22 protein-coding genes and 1 pseudogene are annotated in these 17,609 nt (G+C 33.0%); 5 read left to right on the top strand and 18 right to left on the bottom strand.

The window, feature by feature from the left end; all coding sequences use genetic code 11:
• Nucleotides 1–75: 75 nt before the first annotated feature.
• Nucleotides 76–237, bottom strand: coding sequence for a hypothetical protein (locus tag MWJ95_RS03585; protein WP_249104327.1), 162 nt, complete (start codon nucleotides 235–237; stop codon nucleotides 76–78).
• A 363-nt stretch (nucleotides 238–600) separates the two neighbouring features.
• Between MWJ95_RS03585 and MWJ95_RS03580 the strand changes: the two genes are divergently transcribed.
• Nucleotides 601–801, top strand: coding sequence for a hypothetical protein (locus tag MWJ95_RS03580; protein WP_249104323.1), 201 nt, complete (start codon nucleotides 601–603; stop codon nucleotides 799–801).
• Between the two features lie 331 nt (nucleotides 802–1,132).
• Here the strand turns inward: MWJ95_RS03580 and MWJ95_RS03575 are convergent, their stop codons facing one another.
• The 8 genes from MWJ95_RS03575 to MWJ95_RS03540 form a co-directional block, all read right to left on the bottom strand.
• Entirely contained in the window at nucleotides 1,133–1,510 is a 378-nt protein-coding gene (locus tag MWJ95_RS03575) for an SET domain-containing protein (RefSeq protein WP_249072333.1), read from the bottom strand.
• Nucleotides 1,511–1,607: 97 nt separating this feature from the next.
• On the bottom strand, nucleotides 1,608–1,817 hold the full coding sequence (locus tag MWJ95_RS03570; protein ID WP_249072332.1) for a hypothetical protein: 210 nt from the start codon (nucleotides 1,815–1,817) through the stop codon (nucleotides 1,608–1,610).
• 227 nt (nucleotides 1,818–2,044) lie between these two features.
• Nucleotides 2,045–2,362: a thioredoxin family protein gene (locus MWJ95_RS03565; RefSeq protein ID WP_249072331.1), complete on the bottom strand. Its 318-nt coding sequence runs from the start codon at nucleotides 2,360–2,362 to the stop codon at nucleotides 2,045–2,047.
• Between the two features lie 228 nt (nucleotides 2,363–2,590).
• Nucleotides 2,591–3,424: a CPBP family intramembrane glutamic endopeptidase gene (locus tag MWJ95_RS03560; protein ID WP_249104320.1), complete on the bottom strand. Its 834-nt coding sequence runs from the start codon at nucleotides 3,422–3,424 to the stop codon at nucleotides 2,591–2,593.
• Between the two features lie 151 nt (nucleotides 3,425–3,575).
• Nucleotides 3,576–4,190: an NDxxF motif lipoprotein gene (locus MWJ95_RS03555; protein WP_249104317.1), complete on the bottom strand. Its 615-nt coding sequence runs from the start codon at nucleotides 4,188–4,190 to the stop codon at nucleotides 3,576–3,578.
• A 30-nt stretch (nucleotides 4,191–4,220) separates the two neighbouring features.
• Entirely contained in the window at nucleotides 4,221–4,379 is a 159-nt protein-coding gene (locus tag MWJ95_RS03550; protein WP_249072326.1) for a hypothetical protein, read from the bottom strand.
• Nucleotides 4,380–4,576: 197 nt separating this feature from the next.
• Entirely contained in the window at nucleotides 4,577–5,371 is a 795-nt protein-coding gene (locus MWJ95_RS03545; protein WP_249104314.1) for a MerR family transcriptional regulator, read from the bottom strand.
• A gap of 73 nt (nucleotides 5,372–5,444) precedes the next feature.
• The gene (locus tag MWJ95_RS03540; protein ID WP_249072324.1) at nucleotides 5,445–5,879 is read right to left on the bottom strand and encodes a membrane lipoprotein lipid attachment site-containing protein; all 435 of its coding nucleotides are present in this window, start codon (nucleotides 5,877–5,879) and stop codon (nucleotides 5,445–5,447) included.
• 349 nt (nucleotides 5,880–6,228) lie between these two features.
• On the opposite strand from MWJ95_RS03540, the gene MWJ95_RS03535 reads away from it, so the two are divergent.
• Nucleotides 6,229–7,431 (top strand): macrolide family glycosyltransferase, encoded by a 1,203-nt coding sequence (locus MWJ95_RS03535; protein ID WP_249104312.1) that lies wholly within the window; start codon nucleotides 6,229–6,231, stop codon nucleotides 7,429–7,431.
• Between the two features lie 93 nt (nucleotides 7,432–7,524).
• Here the strand turns inward: MWJ95_RS03535 and MWJ95_RS03530 are convergent.
• Nucleotides 7,525–7,958, bottom strand: a pseudogene (locus MWJ95_RS03530) (DDE-type integrase/transposase/recombinase); the annotation flags it as partial.
• 340 nt (nucleotides 7,959–8,298) lie between these two features.
• Here MWJ95_RS03530 and MWJ95_RS03525 point away from each other — a divergent pair.
• Together MWJ95_RS03525 and MWJ95_RS03520 are read left to right on the top strand one after the other, a co-directional pair.
• Nucleotides 8,299–9,381, top strand: coding sequence for a helix-turn-helix transcriptional regulator (locus MWJ95_RS03525; RefSeq protein WP_249072322.1), 1,083 nt, complete (start codon nucleotides 8,299–8,301; stop codon nucleotides 9,379–9,381).
• 219 nt (nucleotides 9,382–9,600) lie between these two features.
• On the top strand, nucleotides 9,601–10,122 hold the full coding sequence (locus tag MWJ95_RS03520; RefSeq protein ID WP_249104309.1) for a GrpB family protein: 522 nt from the start codon (nucleotides 9,601–9,603) through the stop codon (nucleotides 10,120–10,122).
• A gap of 161 nt (nucleotides 10,123–10,283) precedes the next feature.
• On the opposite strand, the gene MWJ95_RS03515 is transcribed toward MWJ95_RS03520, so the two are convergent.
• Entirely contained in the window at nucleotides 10,284–11,378 is a 1,095-nt protein-coding gene (locus MWJ95_RS03515) for a DUF418 domain-containing protein (protein WP_249104306.1), read from the bottom strand.
• 241 nt (nucleotides 11,379–11,619) lie between these two features.
• Between MWJ95_RS03515 and MWJ95_RS03510 the strand changes: the two genes are divergently transcribed.
• Entirely contained in the window at nucleotides 11,620–12,348 is a 729-nt protein-coding gene (locus MWJ95_RS03510) for a helix-turn-helix domain-containing protein (protein WP_249072319.1), read from the top strand.
• 132 nt (nucleotides 12,349–12,480) lie between these two features.
• Here MWJ95_RS03510 and MWJ95_RS03505 read toward each other — a convergent pair whose 3' ends face one another.
• The 7 genes from MWJ95_RS03505 to MWJ95_RS03475 all read right to left on the bottom strand — a co-directional run bounded on the left by MWJ95_RS03505 (nucleotide 12,481) and on the right by MWJ95_RS03475 (nucleotide 17,601).
• On the bottom strand, nucleotides 12,481–13,203 hold the full coding sequence (locus tag MWJ95_RS03505; RefSeq protein WP_249104304.1) for an SDR family NAD(P)-dependent oxidoreductase: 723 nt from the start codon (nucleotides 13,201–13,203) through the stop codon (nucleotides 12,481–12,483).
• 121 nt (nucleotides 13,204–13,324) lie between these two features.
• Complete coding sequence (locus MWJ95_RS03500; RefSeq protein ID WP_249072317.1) at nucleotides 13,325–14,053, bottom strand: DUF2087 domain-containing protein; 729 nt, start codon at nucleotides 14,051–14,053, stop codon at nucleotides 13,325–13,327.
• A 149-nt stretch (nucleotides 14,054–14,202) separates the two neighbouring features.
• Nucleotides 14,203–14,451, bottom strand: a complete 249-nt coding sequence (locus MWJ95_RS03495) for a hypothetical protein (protein WP_249104302.1) — start codon at nucleotides 14,449–14,451, stop codon at nucleotides 14,203–14,205.
• An 18-nt stretch (nucleotides 14,452–14,469) separates the two neighbouring features.
• Nucleotides 14,470–14,700 carry a hypothetical protein gene (locus MWJ95_RS03490; protein WP_249072311.1) on the bottom strand — a complete coding sequence of 77 codons (231 nt, stop codon included), beginning with the start codon at nucleotides 14,698–14,700 and terminating at the stop codon, nucleotides 14,470–14,472.
• A 37-nt stretch (nucleotides 14,701–14,737) separates the two neighbouring features.
• On the bottom strand, nucleotides 14,738–15,331 hold the full coding sequence (locus MWJ95_RS03485) for a TetR/AcrR family transcriptional regulator (protein WP_249104300.1): 594 nt from the start codon (nucleotides 15,329–15,331) through the stop codon (nucleotides 14,738–14,740).
• Nucleotides 15,332–15,530: 199 nt separating this feature from the next.
• Complete coding sequence (locus MWJ95_RS03480) at nucleotides 15,531–17,183, bottom strand: acyl-CoA dehydrogenase family protein (protein ID WP_249104297.1); 1,653 nt, start codon at nucleotides 17,181–17,183, stop codon at nucleotides 15,531–15,533.
• Nucleotides 17,184–17,199: 16 nt separating this feature from the next.
• Nucleotides 17,200–17,601, bottom strand: coding sequence for an acyl-CoA thioesterase (locus MWJ95_RS03475; protein ID WP_249104295.1), 402 nt, complete (start codon nucleotides 17,599–17,601; stop codon nucleotides 17,200–17,202).
• Nucleotides 17,602–17,609 lie beyond the last annotated feature (8 nt).

Here is a 17,609-nt window from a genome sequence, read left to right as displayed (position 1 = left end):
TTGTAGGGGCATCTGAACCAGGAAACCGACGTCGGAAGCATTCCAAAACGCTTAATTACGCTACTTATTCCATGACTAATAGCTTCTCCTGTACATTTCGCAATAATCCATTATGCTATTTTCCTTATAGTTATTTTCTGAAACACAGGCTCCCCGTCCTCCTTTTATTTCTTCATCCGTATGATTTTTAATCTGACGCTTCTTTTTATTGAATATACCATTAATTTTGTACTTCATTGATTCTGCCTCCCTTCAAACTCACCCGGATCAAATCATTAATTTATTTTTTTAAAACTGTCCTAAGCAAAACGCTCAATCATTATTAAATCATACTAATTTTCACACCCTGTTATTGTATGCTATCTTTGATCTAGTGACTGGACTGTTCCCTAGAAGTATTAAAGGTAATTTGAAAACGTTTCATACAAGTCGGGGAAAGTTGTTTTACACCCTCACACTTGGTTAACCATTACTTCTATCTTCGTAATTCTTGTAATTTGTAAGCTATATCAATAATTTTGATACTATTAAAATCAGATATAAATGAGGAGGTTTTAAAAAATCAAGTTAAATCGATTCAAGATATTAGAGACAAAAAAGATGACACTCAAAGTATTAACTTTCGGTTTCTTGGTCTTATTATCATACTTAATTTACTGGGGCTATTTTGAAGAAAATCTCTTAATTGAAAAGAAGTCCACTTCTGGAGATAAAAAAGTAATAATTAATGAATATGGAAATGATATTATCATAGGTTCACCAGCAGTTAAGATCTACTTTGAAAAAGATGGAAAGACATAGAAAACTAAAAAAATTGACGTTGATAATTTAAAGGAGTCTAACTTTTTATAACATAAGAAAGTACTTCCTTGTTAGGCACAAAAAAACCAATTACCGATTAAGGGTCGGCAACTGGTTTATAATTGGGACCAGGTGTAGATAATTATATAAATTAAATGCTTTTCATTCGTACCAAAGTACTTGCTGGACACCTCTTATTCCCGAAAAAATTCTAATAAAAAGAGCCCGCTTCAATTATCAAATTTAGCTTTAAATCCTGTACCCCAATAACTTCAACAAAAAAAGCGTCAACCCTTCTTGGATCAACGCCTTATTTTCTATTAAATACTTTTTATTCCTGATCAAACCATAGTAGCTCTTTATCGTCAACGTCGCCATTATAATTGATTAGAATTTCATCTCCAGCTTTAATATCTGTGTAAGCAAAGAAGTCAAATGTTTGATTTTTAAAATTAATTTCATAAATTGCATTTGGTTCATAAGAATGGTTAAACAACATTCCATAACCAAGAAGGATTGCAGATCGACCTATCCCATACTCAAAAGCGTAATCACCGAGTAGGGTTTGTTCGATGTATTGATGCTGTTCGTTTGGATAAGAAATGACAGGTGCTTCATGAAAAAGCTGTCCTTTTTTAATATCACATGTAGCAAATATCCCTCTATTGAATTCTCCATCACTTATTGGAGATGTTTTTACTTCGATCATGTTTGTTCTCCTACTCACTTTTAAAATATTCTTTGTAGCTGTAAACATTGAACTTTTTTTATTAGCTAGTTCATTTAAATACTTTGTTTATCATTGATTAGCGTGATTCTTTTGGGGGTTGACAGACGTCGCATTTACGTTGGTGTTTATTTTTAAACTTTGTAAATGTTTTTTCAAATTTATTACCACATGCACATTTCAATAATAACTTTTGAGAAAAACCATGATATTCCGTCGTTAGTAACTTACTTTCCGAATTAGTCTCAACAAATTCTTTAATTTTATCAATCGTCCATTTTTTATTCAATCTCTTACACCTCTATATTTTATCTCTATGCGGAGGCTTTTTGGCATCCGTTCAGTTATAAGGAACGTCTTAATACCCTTAAGTTATTCATTATAACATGAACTGGTATATATTTAAACAGCTTCAAGATATCGTTATCGAATCTCTCTATTGTAACAGCGCTTTCTATTATCCAACGTTATGAATGGCGACAATCTTGAAATTTGGATATTCTACTGATCTAGACATCAAATCCCAATCATATGCTTCAGTTCTTCATATGGCACATATCCAATAATTGGTTCTCGTAGTTTATTATGAATAATCAATCGAGAATGAGGAATGCCCATTACCTTATATTCCGCTGCAATATCTGGGCTTTTTTCAACATTCACCCTTATAATTTTCACCTTACCACTGAATTCTTCATTAAGTTCTTTAAGCACCCCTTTGAACATTTTACATGGGCCACACCACTCTGCCCAAAAATTTATTAACACAATCTTTTTAGTTTTTAGGTGTTCTCGTAATTCTTCCTTTGTTGTTACCTGTACAATTGACATCATTCTTTTCCTCCTTTTGAAAATAAAAATCTTGAAGTTATAATATGCTATTAATTATTATTAGACCCTACTCTCTCCTTTTTATTACACATTAAAGACCTTTAATATCTATAAATAAGCACTTTAGATCCTTCAGCAACAGTGGCTTTTAATGAAAACTGCCCTACATTGACAGCCACACCCATTGATAAATATTTTTTTAAAGAAAATCTCCTGGTAGTTGAAGTATGTCTAAATCACGGAATTCTTTCCATGATTTACGTTTGTCTCTTTCTTTCCATAAAGTACATTCTTTGGATTGATCATGATGACTAAAACCGCTAAAACAAAATAAAAAATGGCATTATACATGAGTAAATCAATTAATTTTCCATTTATTAAGCCCAGAAAAAAATTAAAGAATTGGTGGATGATGATTGGGACGATTAAATTTTGATTTAAATTATGAAATGCTGTCATGACGATCTTAGTTGACATGATTGCAATCATAAAGAGTAGAATATATTTGATTAAATCAATGCCCACAAGCCCTGTAGTAAACCATATAGGTAGATGCCACATCCCCCACCAAAACCCTATAATGATTGAAGCTTTTAATGGCGAATGCTTCTTTTGGAGCTCCATTTGAGCGAAACCTCTCCACCCTATTTCTTCTCCTAGAGGCCCAGAAAGGAGATGATTAAAAAAGTAATAAATTAGCATTCCCCATGAAGAAACAGTTAAAATTGAGTCTACTTCACTAGTATTAGATACAATAAACAAAATCATCAAAAATATGAAAGCTTGAATCATCATTGCCATAAAAATGACAGAAAACTTAAGTTTATTCTTGAATTGATCTTTTACAAATTGTATAAAACTTTGCCTAGGATAGATTTTTTTAAATAATATCGCAAAAGCAAATGTTGAGGACCAAGCTGATACACAGAGCATGACATCAAAAATCCATTTAGGAAGACCCACCATGCTGATGAGTCCTACAAGACAAAAAAGTGGTAAAAAAATGATATTGGTTAGTACTATAAAACTTGCTACTGGTTTTTTTAGTTTCTTTTCGTTATTCATACATATGCCCCCGCTTCAAACTCGTAAATATATTTAACAATATCTTTAGCTTAAACCTGGGGGTTGCTCACAGGTCAATACTTTTACCATCTCAAAATCCCACGAAAAAAATACCCTTCAAAGACATTGAAGGGTAAAAAATATATTCTTTCTATTCATCGAAATATGTAGTTTTAATTTTTTTCTCGTCCAAAAATTTTTCGATTTTTAGTTGCTGCCTGCCGTTCGCTTTAGAAAAATGCTCTGAAGCAAAATCTGTTATTTCTGTCAAACTACCATTTTCAACTGCTCCAACAATTTCCTCATCAAATTGTGTTAAAGTTGCCCGAATTGATGAAACAAATTCATAAATTGTCTTTGAAGGTTCTTTATAATCATCTGGGATACTATTATTACTTATAAAATCATTAAAATTCGTATCATTCTTTTTCCCTTCATCTATTAATTTATTTAATGTTTCCCGATCCGATTCAGTAGCATCCTCATATTCATAAACAATTGTCTCCATTTCTTTATCGATGACATGACTATAATCCATATACTTTTTTATACTTGCTTTCATTTCATCTTCAGTAATAGTTTCGTTCTTTTTAGTAGAAACGAATAGATCATCTGGAATTTTAGCAGATACATTGCTTACGGCATTTCCCTTACTTTCTTTATTGCTTGCTTCATCGCTTGCTTCATTAGACAATGTATCGTTTGAACAAGCACACATCAATACAATCGTGAATGCCATTAATACATAAAAAGTAAATCTTTTCATTGTAGTCTCCTTTTCAACTAGCCGTTTTTTTTATATTGCTAAAGCTATTGGTTCCTTTTTAATGTTTACAGAACCACTCCCTACCTTAAATCGATATTCAATTGTTGAATTAAAATGCTTACCACCAATAGTAAACTTCGCAGTTGAACAATTAGTTGTATGCTCATCATACTTAAAATACATATTCATCCATTGTCAGCATCCTTATTCATAACATATCAAATGGTTTCTACATGCTCACGCCATAGTGTACTAGCTAAATAGTACACTATGACTATTAAGTTTTCAAGCATTAAATTCAAAAAAAAGGAAGAGCTATTTAATAATTGGCTCTTCCTTCATTAAATCATGTTGAATAACGTATGCATAGGTAGCAACAATAATATTCACTCGATAGGTGCATAAATCTCTAAAAATACACGTTCAAGACCATCTTCATAAGTGGTCAGTAATAGATTTATATAAACTTTTCCCAGTAGTGCATACCCTTTTTCTATTGCAAATTTTCTTAAATTCGCTTCCACACGTTGATCAATATTCTCTCCACCAGTTGACCATCTTCCATCTTCAATAATTGTATATAGACATTTTGGATGTGATAGAATTTCACCTTCTATTGCTCCATCAAAATCCTCCACTTTTCTTACAATAATAAACTTATCCCCTATAATACCTTCTTCATTGAAGCTGATGACTCTTCTTAAAGATGTGAGTGTAACTGCTTTTTTTAAGCTGTCTGCATTCTTTTTTAAAGTGTCGTATTCATCATATGCTGTAAAATGTTCTATTTCTCCCTTTATTGCTAAAGGTTTCATTTCCTTCACTATGAATTTTCCTAAGAATTGTTTGATTTGCTTACAATCTTCTTTTACTATTTGAATCTTTTTCAATAGCATTTTTTTATATTCGATTTCCAGTAAAACCTCTTGTTCTTTTTCTTCTAATAATGATTGAATGCCATCAATACTCTTACTCTTTCTTAATTCCTGGATTTTTTTAATTTCAATATCAATTTCTCTGTAGAAATTTACTGTTGTAATATCATAGATATCAAAATGATTATATTTTCTATACCCATTCTCAATATTTTGCTTTGGCTTTACTAATTCCTTTTCCTCATAAAATTTTAAGGTATCTCTAGATACACCTAAAAAATTAGCTACTTGCCCAATTGTGTACATGATACTCTCCTTTATAAAATCTCCTTATTGATGAATTTTTGATTCTTCTATTCAATCATTGTAGTTGTAGTTTTTATTTTACATTTACATCAAAAACAAAAGTCTCTTTTCCTTTATTCCATGTTACCTTAAGTTCATAAATATAATATCCTTCTTTAGATGGCATTGTTATTTTATTATCATTCATTTCAACATTATCAGTTGTACCATCTTCATTCTGTTTAGTTATTGTTATAAAAGAAGGATTTTTTTCAATTTCAAATTTTAATATATCTTTTTTATCGACATCTATTGTTTCAAAATCATCGGCTAATTCATTTAGATCACGCGAACGCAATTCTGTTATTTTTACATCCCCATCATCCCATTCGAAATTACTTGGAATCATTGTATATGGTTCTCCGTTCACAATAACTTTGCCTTCAGGCTGACTAAACGTATCGTTTTGAAAACCGTTACAACCACTCAAAAGAGTAACCATCAAAATGGATAAAATTATTTTTTTCATTTCAACACCCCTATAAATAAATTTATAGACTCAATCATCGTAAATGTGTTCTTCAGTATCCTTTTAAAAACACGAAAATGTAATTGTCTACCCTAGCTGGTTTGCTGACCACCACACCATAAGTTGTTATGGGAAATGGAGTAATAGATGAAATCCTATACAGTATTAATGGATATCTTGCCTCTTTTCTAAGCTTAAAATGTCAATATAGACCATTCATCTATAATGATACATGAACAAACTTGCTAAAGGAACTCATTGTGCATTAACATAGTTAAGCAATGATATGTGACTGTATCCATTACTCTTACACAATCTTGAAATTATTTTTACTAAAGGAGTGGTAGAATTGGCACGTGTTTTATTTATAAATGCTGGATCAGAAGGACATATCAATCCAACGATTGGAGTTGTGCAGGAGCTAATTTCACGTGGAGAAGAGGTCGTGTTCTTTACGATAGAAGCTTTTCGCGAGCGTATAGAGAAGACAGGAGCAACAGTACGCACAATAGATGGTCAAAAATTTATAAAAGCTTTTATCTCAGGCGGAAGAAATCATTTATTAGAAAGAGTCAACGGTCTTTTACTTACTGCAGATATCGTCATACCTAGTGTTCTTGAACAAATTAAAGGAGAGCATTTTGATTACATCATCCATGATTCTATGTTTGGTTGTGGCCGTATACTTGCCCAAATCCTGAAGCTTCCGGCAATCAGTTCATGTACCTCTTTTGCTGAGACAAAAGAATCTTTCGAAAAAACTTTAGAACATCTTTCACAAAATGTCCCAAATGAAGATTTAACAAGGATCCATAATGATTTTTTAAAACTAACGACAATAATCAAAGAAAAATATGGTGTTGAAATCCATTCTCCATATGAAGTATTTTGTAATCCCGCACCGCTTACAATCGTTTATACAACTAGAGAATTTCAACCTTTTGGAGAAGCATTTGACCCATCCTTTAAATTTATAGGTCCATCCATTTCCTCACGGTTAACACAAGCAAACTTCGACCTTTCTGCGATCAAGGGAAAACACCCTATTTATATTTCACTCGGTACGGTCTTAAATCAAGCCATTGATTTCTATAAGTTGTGTATGAAGGCATTCGGGAATACTGAGCATACCGTTGTCATGTCGATTGGGGAACAAACATCACTTGAAGCATTAGGAGAGATTCCTGAAAATTTCATAGTGAAAAATTATGTTCCACAAACCGAATTGCTACAATACACTAAATTATTTATCACACATGGCGGCATGAATAGCACCAATGAAGCTCTCTATAACGGGGTTCCGCTAATCGTGATCCCACTAAGTGCGGATCAGCCGATCATTGCTAAACAAGTTATCAACATCAGAGCAGGTATTCAATTACAAATGGAAAGTTTGACAGCCAATAAACTATATGAAGCTGCCAATCATGTGTTAAACACCCCTTCCATCCAGAATGCTGTTGTAAGCATTAAAGAATCCTACCAACATTCTGGTGGGTATCATAAAGCTGTTGACGAGATTTTCAAGTTTAAAAGCCAATACGATATTTAAAAGCTGCCATTATTGGTGGCTTTTTAAATAATGAAATAAAATTTCTGGGTAAAGATAAAGTGTACCCTTTGTAAAGGGCATTTTGAAAAAAAGCTAGGCAACCTCTTGAAGCTGCTGTCTGTATTTTGCAGGCGGCAGCTTTTTCAAGTTCCATTGCCCTCGATAACGGTTGTAATATATCATATAACTTTTCACTTCTCGTTTTACTTCTTCTAATGTTTCGCACGTTTTCAGATTAGTTTCATCTTTAAAATGACCGAAGAATAATTCTTGAGGGACGTTATCCCAACAGTTTCCTCGACGTGACATGATTGCCCTAGTCCCATTTTCTTGACAAGTTTCTGGAATTTTGGATTCGTATAATGGAATCCTTGATCGGAATGAATAAATGCATCTTTCGTTAAATGGTGGTGATTTCGTTTTAATTTACGAAGAGTATCGAGCGCGATATCCATACTTAATGAAGCAGATACTTCATACGCTAAAATTTCGTTTGTCTCAGCGTCCTTAATTGTTGATAAATAACTCTAAATAAATGCTGTTGCTTGGACGAAGAAAAGGAGAAAAACGAAATGCTTTTCTCTTACTTTAATCCGTCTATGCTTTATCATCAAAAGCCATTAACCAATTCACAATTTCTTAAAGCTGAATTTTAGCCGCCTAGATTTATCATATGTTTTTAATTTAAATTATTTTCCAATCGTCCAATTTACTCTTATCCTGTAGCTTCACTTTCGCACAATAAACACTTGCTATTTCCCCACATCAACCTTAACGTTGAAGCTAGTTCGTCTCATTCCAAAAACACAACGAATATCAAAACCGCTTTTCATTCTTCACTATAATTAAAAACAGGAGTGATACATGATGAACAATATGATTCAAGATATGATTGATTGGATTGAAGAGCACCTGTTTGAGGGGTTTTCCCTGATGAAATTAAGCGAAGCAATGGGCTACTCTTCTTATTACTGTTCCTTTAAATTTCATCAAATAACAGGCATTAGCATTAAACGCTATATGACCCTACGAAAAACTTATCTGTCTTCAATCTCCCTTAGTGAAACAGATGCTAGGATCATTGAGATAGCAATAATGCATGGCTATTCATCGCAAGAAGCATTTTCTCGTGCTTTCAAGGAAATATTCGGCGTTACCCCTAATGCCTTTCGTTTAAGTCCTGAACCATTGCAATCTTATGTAAAGCTCACTATGAATGAAGCGAGGAGTTACTATATGGATATTTCTAAAAAATTAATAATTGAAGATTTACAAAAGCATGTGGATGAACATTTTGATCATGAAGTATTGAACATTTTAAATGGACAACATATGTATGAACAATTCAGTTCTCAACAATTAATGGGAAAAAGCGATTACGCACCATTTAATGAAGCGATGTGTGTACATGACACCGTTAAAACCATTTTTAGCGACTCATTCAAACAGGTTCGAGCGGCAGGACATGAAGTCTCATTAGCAGAATATGAGGCCATTACAGTTGCACCTCTTAAAAAGACCTTATTTTCAAAAGAATATCAATGCATCGTTCTTTGGTTTGGTGAAGATATGTTTTGTCAGATGAATTTAATAACCGTGTTAGCTTATTTAGAACAACTATCATTCAAAGGAACGATTTACTATCATGCGGTGAGAGAGCAAACATATGATGTGCAAGAAACTGACATAACATTAGGTAACTATTTTGATATATATAAAGCAGTATTAATAGACCACCGTATGCCAGATGTAGAATTAATGCCAGTTATGTATCAAGGAATCAAATTGTATTTAGAACTATTGAACAACGACAACGAAATCACAAAATATATTCAAACACATCAACATCTACCTCAAAATGAAATCGTACGAAACCTGCTACATCTCTTCCCTCAGTACGGTTTAGGGGATTCTCAATATTTAGCATTAATTAAAGCGACGAAAAAATAATGATTGAGCGCTGCTTACCTCACTCCCCTATAGGGCGATGAAGAATTGCTATCAAGCTCTTCATCGCTCATTTCAACACCAGGAAAAGTGCTTTGTAGAGAAAATTAAAATATTCTTTGTTTTCAAACAGCAACATTGACATTGCATCAGATTTCTATAATCTGTAATAATCCATGAAATTTGTAAAGTAACATGAAAACGAACAATGGAGTGAATTGAATGAGGATTATTAAAGTTGTAGATTATAACCACAATTGGAGCAGCCTCTATCAGAAAGAAGAACGTTCTATTAGGGCTATCCTTCAAGAAGAATGGGTGAATAGTTTTCATATTGGAAGTACATCCGTTCCAGGTTTAAAAGCAAAACCAATTATCGATATTTTACTAGTAGTCAATGATATTCATAAATTGGATTCATTTTCTAAGCAATTTCAAGAGCTTGGATACGAAATTAAGGGTGAATTCAGGATAACTGGAAGAAGATATTTCCGTAAAGGTGGCGATCATCGCACACACCAAATTCACGCTTTTCAATATAACAACATGGAAGAAATAGAAAGACATTTAGCATTTAGAGATTATCTTCGAGAGCATCCCGAAATTTGCAGGCAGTATGGGGAAATAAAGAGCCGACTTGCCGAGCAGTATCCAAATGATATTGATGGCTACTGCAACGGAAAAGACGCTTTTGTCAAAAGTGTTGAAAAAGATGCTATTAAATGGCACTGGACTGTCCGTTAATAGTAATGTTCATTAGGCGTGTTGATTAGGAAAAATATAGCTTTATTATTGACCTTAAAATTTTTTTGAAAATGTATGCCCATTTTTAACTGATTGTAGCGGAGGGCTACTCGACTCTCGCGGGAAAGGAGTAGCCCGTAGCGGAAATCAGCCTCTTCGAATTAATCTGTCATTTTTCTCATAATCCATTCGATGGGCCCTCTTTTAAATTTATTTCTCCATAAGACAGAAAAGAAAATACTCACTACGAAAAATAATATTGTAAATACTAATGAAAATGCTAACGTTTGGTTTTCTAACCGATTGAATAATGCCAATAGGCCAACACCATTGAATACATGACTTACATAATGCGTTAATGTTAATTGTCCTGTTTGAATAAGTGATTTTATCAACCATTGCCCAGCAAACTTTTCTACAATATATATAGAAGCAACAATAACAATAATCGCAGAAGCGGAATTTGATAAGATATATAAAATGTTTGGTGGAATTGGTCCAGTTTGAAACAAAAATTCTGCACTGTTACCATCTAATACCGACAGAGATAGTCGCATCAATACTTTTGAAAGTACCTCTATCGTTATAAGTGTAAATAAAGAAATGTATAACATTTTGTTTCTTACAGCTTTCTTCGATAAATCAAGTCTGCCAAGAATCATTCCAAGCAAAAAGAAGCATATCCAAGGGAATACTGGATGATACCCATTAAACAATAGATTTCTGATAAAACCTTCTATTGTCCAAAAATCAAGATATTCCATAAATAGTTGTTCTGGATGCCATCCTTTCAAATAATTCATTGTCACTTGTAAGATTTGCGAGGTAATTAAAAAAAGACTAGATAGGATGATCATGCGCTTTGTAGAAGCTACGATAAGAAACGATGCAATCAGCATATAAACACCATAATAATGGAGGATATCTCCAGTCCAATCTGCAACATATAAAAGTAAACCTAGAGTAAAAAGAAATGCGGAACGTTTCCATAATTTCACCCTATTTTCTTTAATAATAGAAAGTTCAGCGCCATCTCTAGCTTTTCTTGTCATTAAGGCGACTCCGATACCGGCCAACGTAACAAAAGTGGCTGACGCTCTGCCTTCAAAAAGTCCAGTAAACCATATAAGCCAATCTGGCCCGTTTCCTGCTGCTCCCATAATAATTTTAAAGTTAACGATAAGCATCCCAAACATAGCTAATGCTCGAGCGAAATCTAACCCTTCAATCCGCTTAAATTGTATCTGTTTGGCCATAAATGTTCCCCCTTCTTTAATTGCGCCCTTCTTCATACATCATCACTTTAAACTATAGGGTTGACCTAATGTCAAACCAACTTTGTTTGTGTTCAACTCTCCATTCATTTGCCCAATTATTCATGGGTAGAATGATGCTAAAACCCATACGTCGACAACTAAATTCTTATTATCACTTAAGTTTATTGTTTGACATTAGGCTAGCCCTAGAGTTTATATTTATCTAGAGAAGAGGGATATTATGGATGAAACAATTACAATAAATCAATTGGCTAAAATATTTAATATTAGCCATCATCAAATACGATATTACGAAGAAAAGGGGCTGTTATTTCCATCCTACACAGATCATAATAGATATCGAAAATATTCTCTTAAGGAAATTTATCAACTTGCTCAAATATTAATGTTGAGGCACTTAAATCTTTCAATCGCACAAATTAAAGAAGTTGTAACTTCGTATGAAAAAAATGATTATTTGAGTTTATTAGGAGATAAATCAAAAGAACTTTCAGAGGAAATAAACAAATTACAAAAGATTAAACAGGCCATTGATCACCATTATGTTACTATTACAAACAAAAAAGTAAATTCAACAAAATACTTAGAAGAGAGTCATTTAGAAAGACTAATCACTTTAAAAACGAATGAAACTTTATCAGCCAAAGATTTTTTAAAATTACAATTATCAACGCAATTTTTTTATAATGATATTATTTATGTTTTTGAAGAAGATGAATATCATATGTGTATAAAAACAGAACATCCAGCTGATTTCATCATGAATGAAGGTAACTATAGTTCTATATTTATTATGGGTGAAAATGATGATGAAATTGAGGAACAAATAGTATCCATTATCGACAAGAAAAATGGTCCTATCTATGTAATGGAGCTCTCAAGCGGCATTTTTACTAATAGTAATATTCTTGAATTAGAAGTTCTAATTCAAGAAAAAAGTGATAACTAATCGGGTAAAAATTTTGTTCATTGGGAAAATGATATGGGAAAAACCCAAAGAAAATAATTGTGAAATAAGCACTATTTTAAACGGCTCACATATTGAACAGAATCGTTCAACATACGAGCCGTTTTTTTACTATTATACATTCATGTCAGTAATAGCAGGAATATTGATCTCCTTCACACATGAAACTGGTGATAAATTAATCATACATTGGACAATGGCTACAATATCTTGTACAGGAATACGTGTACCTTCATACAACTTAATTGCTTTTTCAGCCCTTTCTTCAAAAGGTACTTCAGCAGCAAGTTCTCCTGGATTTATACACGTTACAGCGATCTTATCTTTTCTCACATGCTCGCGTAAAGCATTCGTAATGCCTCGTAAGCCAAATTTAGATGTCACAAATGAAACTTGCGCATTATTCGAATGATCTAAACCTGCTGTCGATCCTATTAAAATTATTTTCCCATTTTCCGCTTGTCTTAAATTAGGTAGTAGTGCCTGAATATATTTAATTGTGGAAGTTACATTAATATTTATTAAGTTTGCAATATCCCCAACTTCATCTTTATCAAACGTATAGTCATCTTCAAAACCATGCTTTTCCCATACTCCAACATTGTAAATACATACATCTATAGCAACGCCTTGTAAAGCTTCTTTTAAAGCTGGAATATGTTGTTGACTAGATAAATCAATAGTCAGCCATTTACGATTAACGCCATCATCTAGATCTAAACTACTTGGTCGTGTTCGAGAAACCACCCATACTGTATCTCCTTTAGTTGGTAACCCCTTTACAAATGCATCACCTAATCCTTGGCTTGCTCCAAATATAATATAGTTCTTGCTCATCCAATCACCCCTTCTATATAACTACAACTTAAGTATAGTTAATATAAAAAATAGTGATAACTAATGTGATTTATGGAAACATTTAGGTGTTTAAAAATACGTATGCTTTTTCATGTTAAACTTATTTCACCCAATACGTTGTACAATCGTCATTTCGATCTAGGAAACCATATTCAATTAAGTACCTTCTTATAGATACATAATCACTATAAATAGGCTTTAAAATCTCATTTACTTCTTTTTCGCTATATTTACGCCCTACCTCAAACTTCGTGACAATGTATTGCAGTAAAATAATTTTTCGTTTTTCTTTACTTGGAAAACTTTCAATAGGACCATCTAAGCCATGTTTAAAATACGTCGCTAGTACTTTTTCTTTCTCATCTACTGTAATCGCAAAACGCTCATCCACCTGTGTTGCCCCCTTATGAATTGGCTCGTATACTTTTGTTGTTTCTAAAGCCTGCATAATTGCGAGAAAAACTTTTGCCTGTTTTTCTTTTTCTTTCAATTTAAATCGATGCTGTCGAATTGTTGAAATACTATTTGCGGAAGTGCTATTAATAATTTCCTTATCTGGCGCCCCTGTTGCAAATAACTTCAGCAATTCGGTTTGGATATCTGATAGCCCAGTATCCTTCTTATTTAATTGAAGTAACGCTTCAAACACAGAGATATGTTCTTTCTCAATATGGAGATGAATAGCTTTTTTAGCTGTAAAGAAACGACCCTCTATGTTGAATACTTCTTGGCCATCAAAAATTTCTTTACAAAATATACATTCATATGCTTCCCCTGTGTCTACATACCCCCTCGATAATTCATCAATAGTCAAATCAGTTAAACTCATAAACAAAACCTCTCTTTGTTCATCATTTAATAAACAATATATAATAAGTTTATTTATTTGTAAACAATAATAACGTTTGTTTATCAAAAAAGAAAAATCTATTTTGATAATAATTAATCAAAACAGATTCCTCCAGTGTTTAAATTTATCTAATCGTTTTTTTCACTTTGCAGATAGATGAAAATACTGCTAATTATGCTAAGCCCACCAAATAACAAAATCCATATATTCTTAAATAAAAGCCCATAGATCGTCATTACACTACCAATAATTCCACTTGAAAAAGCACTGGATACTATGGACTTTTTTGTTGGTTTAGGGAATTGAATAGAGGTTCCCATATTTTTATTTCCCCATTTACAAGCCGCATCCATGATACTCTGTAGTTTGTCTAACATCTTTTTATCCTCCTATTTTTAGAATACGAAAAAGGAAAAGAATGCATTGGACAGAGCACCCAAAAAAGCCAACATTGAAAATGATAAACAAACCATTCCGCCAATCATTTTCGACCTCTGTTCTCTATTCTTTTTGGATATTAAAACTAACCCGAAGATTAGTAGGAAGATTGCTAAAATAATATTCAGCGCGATAAAATACGGTGCTGTTTCTTTTAGAAAGTCTATAATACTCCAAAATAAACTCATTGATATCTCCTCCAATTGTATAGTTGATATTTAGCCTCTACTCAAAGATGCTTGCGACCAATTGCTTTGTCATAAATTGAAAGGCGGCTAAGTGATCACAGTTCTTCGAAATTCCTTCTTTACTGGCAACGCTTGAAAGAAGAACTGAGAAGGTAGAAAAAGCTAAATTTTCAGAGACTTTTAATTTAAGATTTGCTCGTTTGATTGCTGTGCGAAAAAGTTCACTACTATCAAATATTAGTTTTTCTTTCATTTCCTCCGAAAGTTTACTATAAAACGCTGTGAAATCAACCGTTTTCACGTCATAAAGAAATGGTTTGCTTTCGTATTCATAGTAAAGCTGTATTATGGCTGTTTCAAAGCCGGACTTTTCAGGGCATTGTTCAATTCGCTCAATGAAATTTTCATAAATCGTATCTTGAATATCATACAGAACTTCAAAAAAAAGTTCTTCCTTGCTGGCATAAAAGTTATAAAAAGTACCTGTCGATATTTCTGCCTTTTTACACAATGCCCCAATACTTGTTTCTTTGTAACCCGGAGAAACCCAAAATGCCATACACTCATCTTTCAATTTACTTTTAATCAGAATTTTATCTTCTTCTGAAAAAACTTTCTTTCCTCTTGCCATAGATAAGCACCCCCTCATTTATGAATATTTTATATGAATATTCATATGTTATATTCACATGATAGCATTAACTCCAATTTTTAACAAGGGATTAAATAACAAATCATTTTTTAGCACTTTAGAAGGAAATAGACATGATCATAAATAAAAATCTGAGTTCCAAAATTATGAACTCAGATTTTTAAAATTCTATTTTCCGCTAGACTATATACTTTTCAGCTTTACTAATTTCTTCTGCAATTGTACGCTTTACCTCGACTGGACAAACAGGTGGTTGCACGATAAGTTTTTGAGCTGCCTTCATAGTTTGTTCATCTGCTCCTATATATAAAGCGATATTATTAAACTCATTAAACATTTGCTTAGCGATTTCATTTGCATACATAATTGTATATTGTTCTTTAAGCGGTGTTCTATATCGTTCTGTACGAAGAATGGCACTTTGTAATAAATAGATTGCTGAAGCAATGTTAGCAATTACGGTCGCTACTTCCTGTTCAACAGATGCATTTGTATAACCTTTTGCACTTGCTAAGCGATGTACATGCCCAAGAAGTACTTTTAGCGTATGCAAAACTTGTTGTTCATAAGTTGTTGCTACCTCCTCTATTACATGTAAATTCATTTTTAGAATAGATGTAGCAATAATAATACGATTTATTTCATTTGTACCTTCAAAAATTCGGCTAATACGGGCGTCGCGGAACAATGTCTCAATTTCATACTCTTCCATGTAGCCATAGCCACCATGAATTTGTAATCCTTCATCAACAACAAAATCTTGATATTCTGTGGATGTCACTTTATTAATAGAACTTTCAAGCGCAAACTGCGCAATGATCCTACTATAATCAATGTCTTCTTGCACAAAAGCTTCTTCCATTGCACCGGCTGTACGATAAATTGCACTTTCATTTACATATATATACATAGCCATTTGCGCTAACTTTTGTTGAATTAATCCAAATTGGGAAATACTTTGTTTAAATTGCTTTCGCGTATTAGCATATTGTGAACTTATCTCCAAAACACGTTTCATCGTTCCTAGTGATGAAGAAGCAATTTTTTGTCTCCCAATATTTAAGACATTAAATGCAATAATATGCCCTTTACCAACCTCACCGAGTACATTTTCAATGGGAACTTTTACTTGATCCAAAATGACCGAACATGTAGAAGATCCATGTAACCCCATTTTCTTTTCTTCGGTCCCTATCTTTACACCTTCATATTGGCGTTCTACAATGAAACAAGTAAAGTGCTGGCGATTCACTTTACCATAAACAATAAAGTAATCAGCAAATCCTGCATTGGAAATCCATTGTTTTTCACCATTCAAAATATAATGTTTACTATCTTCACTAAGTGTAGCTGTTGTCAAGGCTCCTAGTGCATCTGTGCCTGAGGCTGGCTCTGTTAAAGCATATGCCGTAATTTTTTCACCACTTAAAATACTAGGTAAATATTTATTCTTTTGTTTTTCATTTCCGAAATATGCGATTGGCAGTGCCCCAATGCCTGTTTGACCACCAAATGTTATGGAAAATGATCGTGTATCAGCCATCCTCTCAGCAATTATAGCTGCACTTACTTTCCCTAATTCTAGTCCTCCATCTTTTTCTGAAATATCAGCTGCAATCAACCCTAAATCAGCAGCTTCTTTTATAAACGCTTTTGAGTAGTCAAATTGTTTGGATTCTATATTTTCTAATTTTGGTCGAATAGATTGATAAACAAATTTGCGTACCATCTCATCTAACATTTTTTGTTCATCGGAAAACTGTTCAGGAGTAAATACTTCCTGGGGCTGTATTGAACTTATTAAAAAATTCACTTTAGTTGTTTGTTGCATATCTATCCTCCTCGTTTTATAACGCATACATAATTTCTTTAAGATGTTCCGGCAGGGGTGTTGCCTTTAATTTTTCTCCAAATGATGTCCAAGCTCGTGTTTCTTTACCAGTAGCAATAAGCTCCCCATTACGTGTAAATAAATGTTCCAACGTAAAAACTTTATTTCCAACATTTACAACATCGCTTGTAACAATCACTTCATCCTCAAAATAAAGTGGGGTTTTGAATTCACATGTTGTCTGTAATAACGGAATTATAATGTTGTCCTGAGTAATCCATTCAGAAGATTTCTTCCCCAAATGCAACATAAATTCATGTGTTGCTTCATCCATCCATTTAAAAAAGTTAGGATAAAACACGATACCTGCTGCATCTGTATCACCCCAACGAACTTTAATTTCATATGTGACACTCATATTTAACT

The sequence above is a fragment of the Lysinibacillus sp. Bpr_S20 genome, assembly GCF_023337835.1.
GTDB lineage: Bacteria > Bacillota > Bacilli > Bacillales_A > Planococcaceae > Lysinibacillus.
The sequence above is the reverse complement of the archived record's forward strand: the minus strand, read 5'-3'. Positions and strand labels throughout refer to the sequence as shown.

Bases quoted from the DNA above. Each gene is read 5' to 3' on its own strand.
- MWJ95_RS03560 (WP_249104320.1), bottom strand. From the start codon at position 3,424: ATGAATAACGAAAAGAAACTAAAAAAACCAGTAGCAAGTTTTATAGTA.
- MWJ95_RS03565 (WP_249072331.1), bottom strand. From the start codon at position 2,362: ATGATGTCAATTGTACAGGTAACAACAAAGGAAGAATTACGAGAACAC.
- MWJ95_RS03500 (WP_249072317.1), bottom strand. From the start codon at position 14,053: ATGAGTTTAACTGATTTGACTATTGATGAATTATCGAGGGGGTATGTA.
- MWJ95_RS03550 (WP_249072326.1), bottom strand. From the start codon at position 4,379: ATGAATATGTATTTTAAGTATGATGAGCATACAACTAATTGTTCAACT.
- MWJ95_RS03540 (WP_249072324.1), bottom strand. From the start codon at position 5,879: ATGAAAAAAATAATTTTATCCATTTTGATGGTTACTCTTTTGAGTGGT.
- MWJ95_RS03480 (WP_249104297.1), bottom strand. From the start codon at position 17,183: ATGCAACAAACAACTAAAGTGAATTTTTTAATAAGTTCAATACAGCCC.
- MWJ95_RS03580 (WP_249104323.1), top strand. From the start codon at position 601: ATGACACTCAAAGTATTAACTTTCGGTTTCTTGGTCTTATTATCATAC.
- MWJ95_RS03495 (WP_249104302.1), bottom strand. From the start codon at position 14,451: ATGTTAGACAAACTACAGAGTATCATGGATGCGGCTTGTAAATGGGGA.
- MWJ95_RS03555 (WP_249104317.1), bottom strand. From the start codon at position 4,190: ATGAAAAGATTTACTTTTTATGTATTAATGGCATTCACGATTGTATTG.
- MWJ95_RS03485 (WP_249104300.1), bottom strand. From the start codon at position 15,331: ATGGCAAGAGGAAAGAAAGTTTTTTCAGAAGAAGATAAAATTCTGATT.
- MWJ95_RS03525 (WP_249072322.1), top strand. From the start codon at position 8,299: ATGAACAATATGATTCAAGATATGATTGATTGGATTGAAGAGCACCTG.
- MWJ95_RS03545 (WP_249104314.1), bottom strand. From the start codon at position 5,371: ATGTACACAATTGGGCAAGTAGCTAATTTTTTAGGTGTATCTAGAGAT.
- MWJ95_RS03520 (WP_249104309.1), top strand. From the start codon at position 9,601: ATGAGGATTATTAAAGTTGTAGATTATAACCACAATTGGAGCAGCCTC.
- MWJ95_RS03515 (WP_249104306.1), bottom strand. From the start codon at position 11,378: ATGGCCAAACAGATACAATTTAAGCGGATTGAAGGGTTAGATTTCGCT.
- MWJ95_RS03475 (WP_249104295.1), bottom strand. From the start codon at position 17,601: ATGAGTGTCACATATGAAATTAAAGTTCGTTGGGGTGATACAGATGCA.
- MWJ95_RS03490 (WP_249072311.1), bottom strand. From the start codon at position 14,700: ATGAGTTTATTTTGGAGTATTATAGACTTTCTAAAAGAAACAGCACCG.
- MWJ95_RS03585 (WP_249104327.1), bottom strand. From the start codon at position 237: ATGAAGTACAAAATTAATGGTATATTCAATAAAAAGAAGCGTCAGATT.
- MWJ95_RS03510 (WP_249072319.1), top strand. From the start codon at position 11,620: ATGGATGAAACAATTACAATAAATCAATTGGCTAAAATATTTAATATT.
- MWJ95_RS03505 (WP_249104304.1), bottom strand. From the start codon at position 13,203: ATGAGCAAGAACTATATTATATTTGGAGCAAGCCAAGGATTAGGTGAT.
- MWJ95_RS03575 (WP_249072333.1), bottom strand. From the start codon at position 1,510: ATGATCGAAGTAAAAACATCTCCAATAAGTGATGGAGAATTCAATAGA.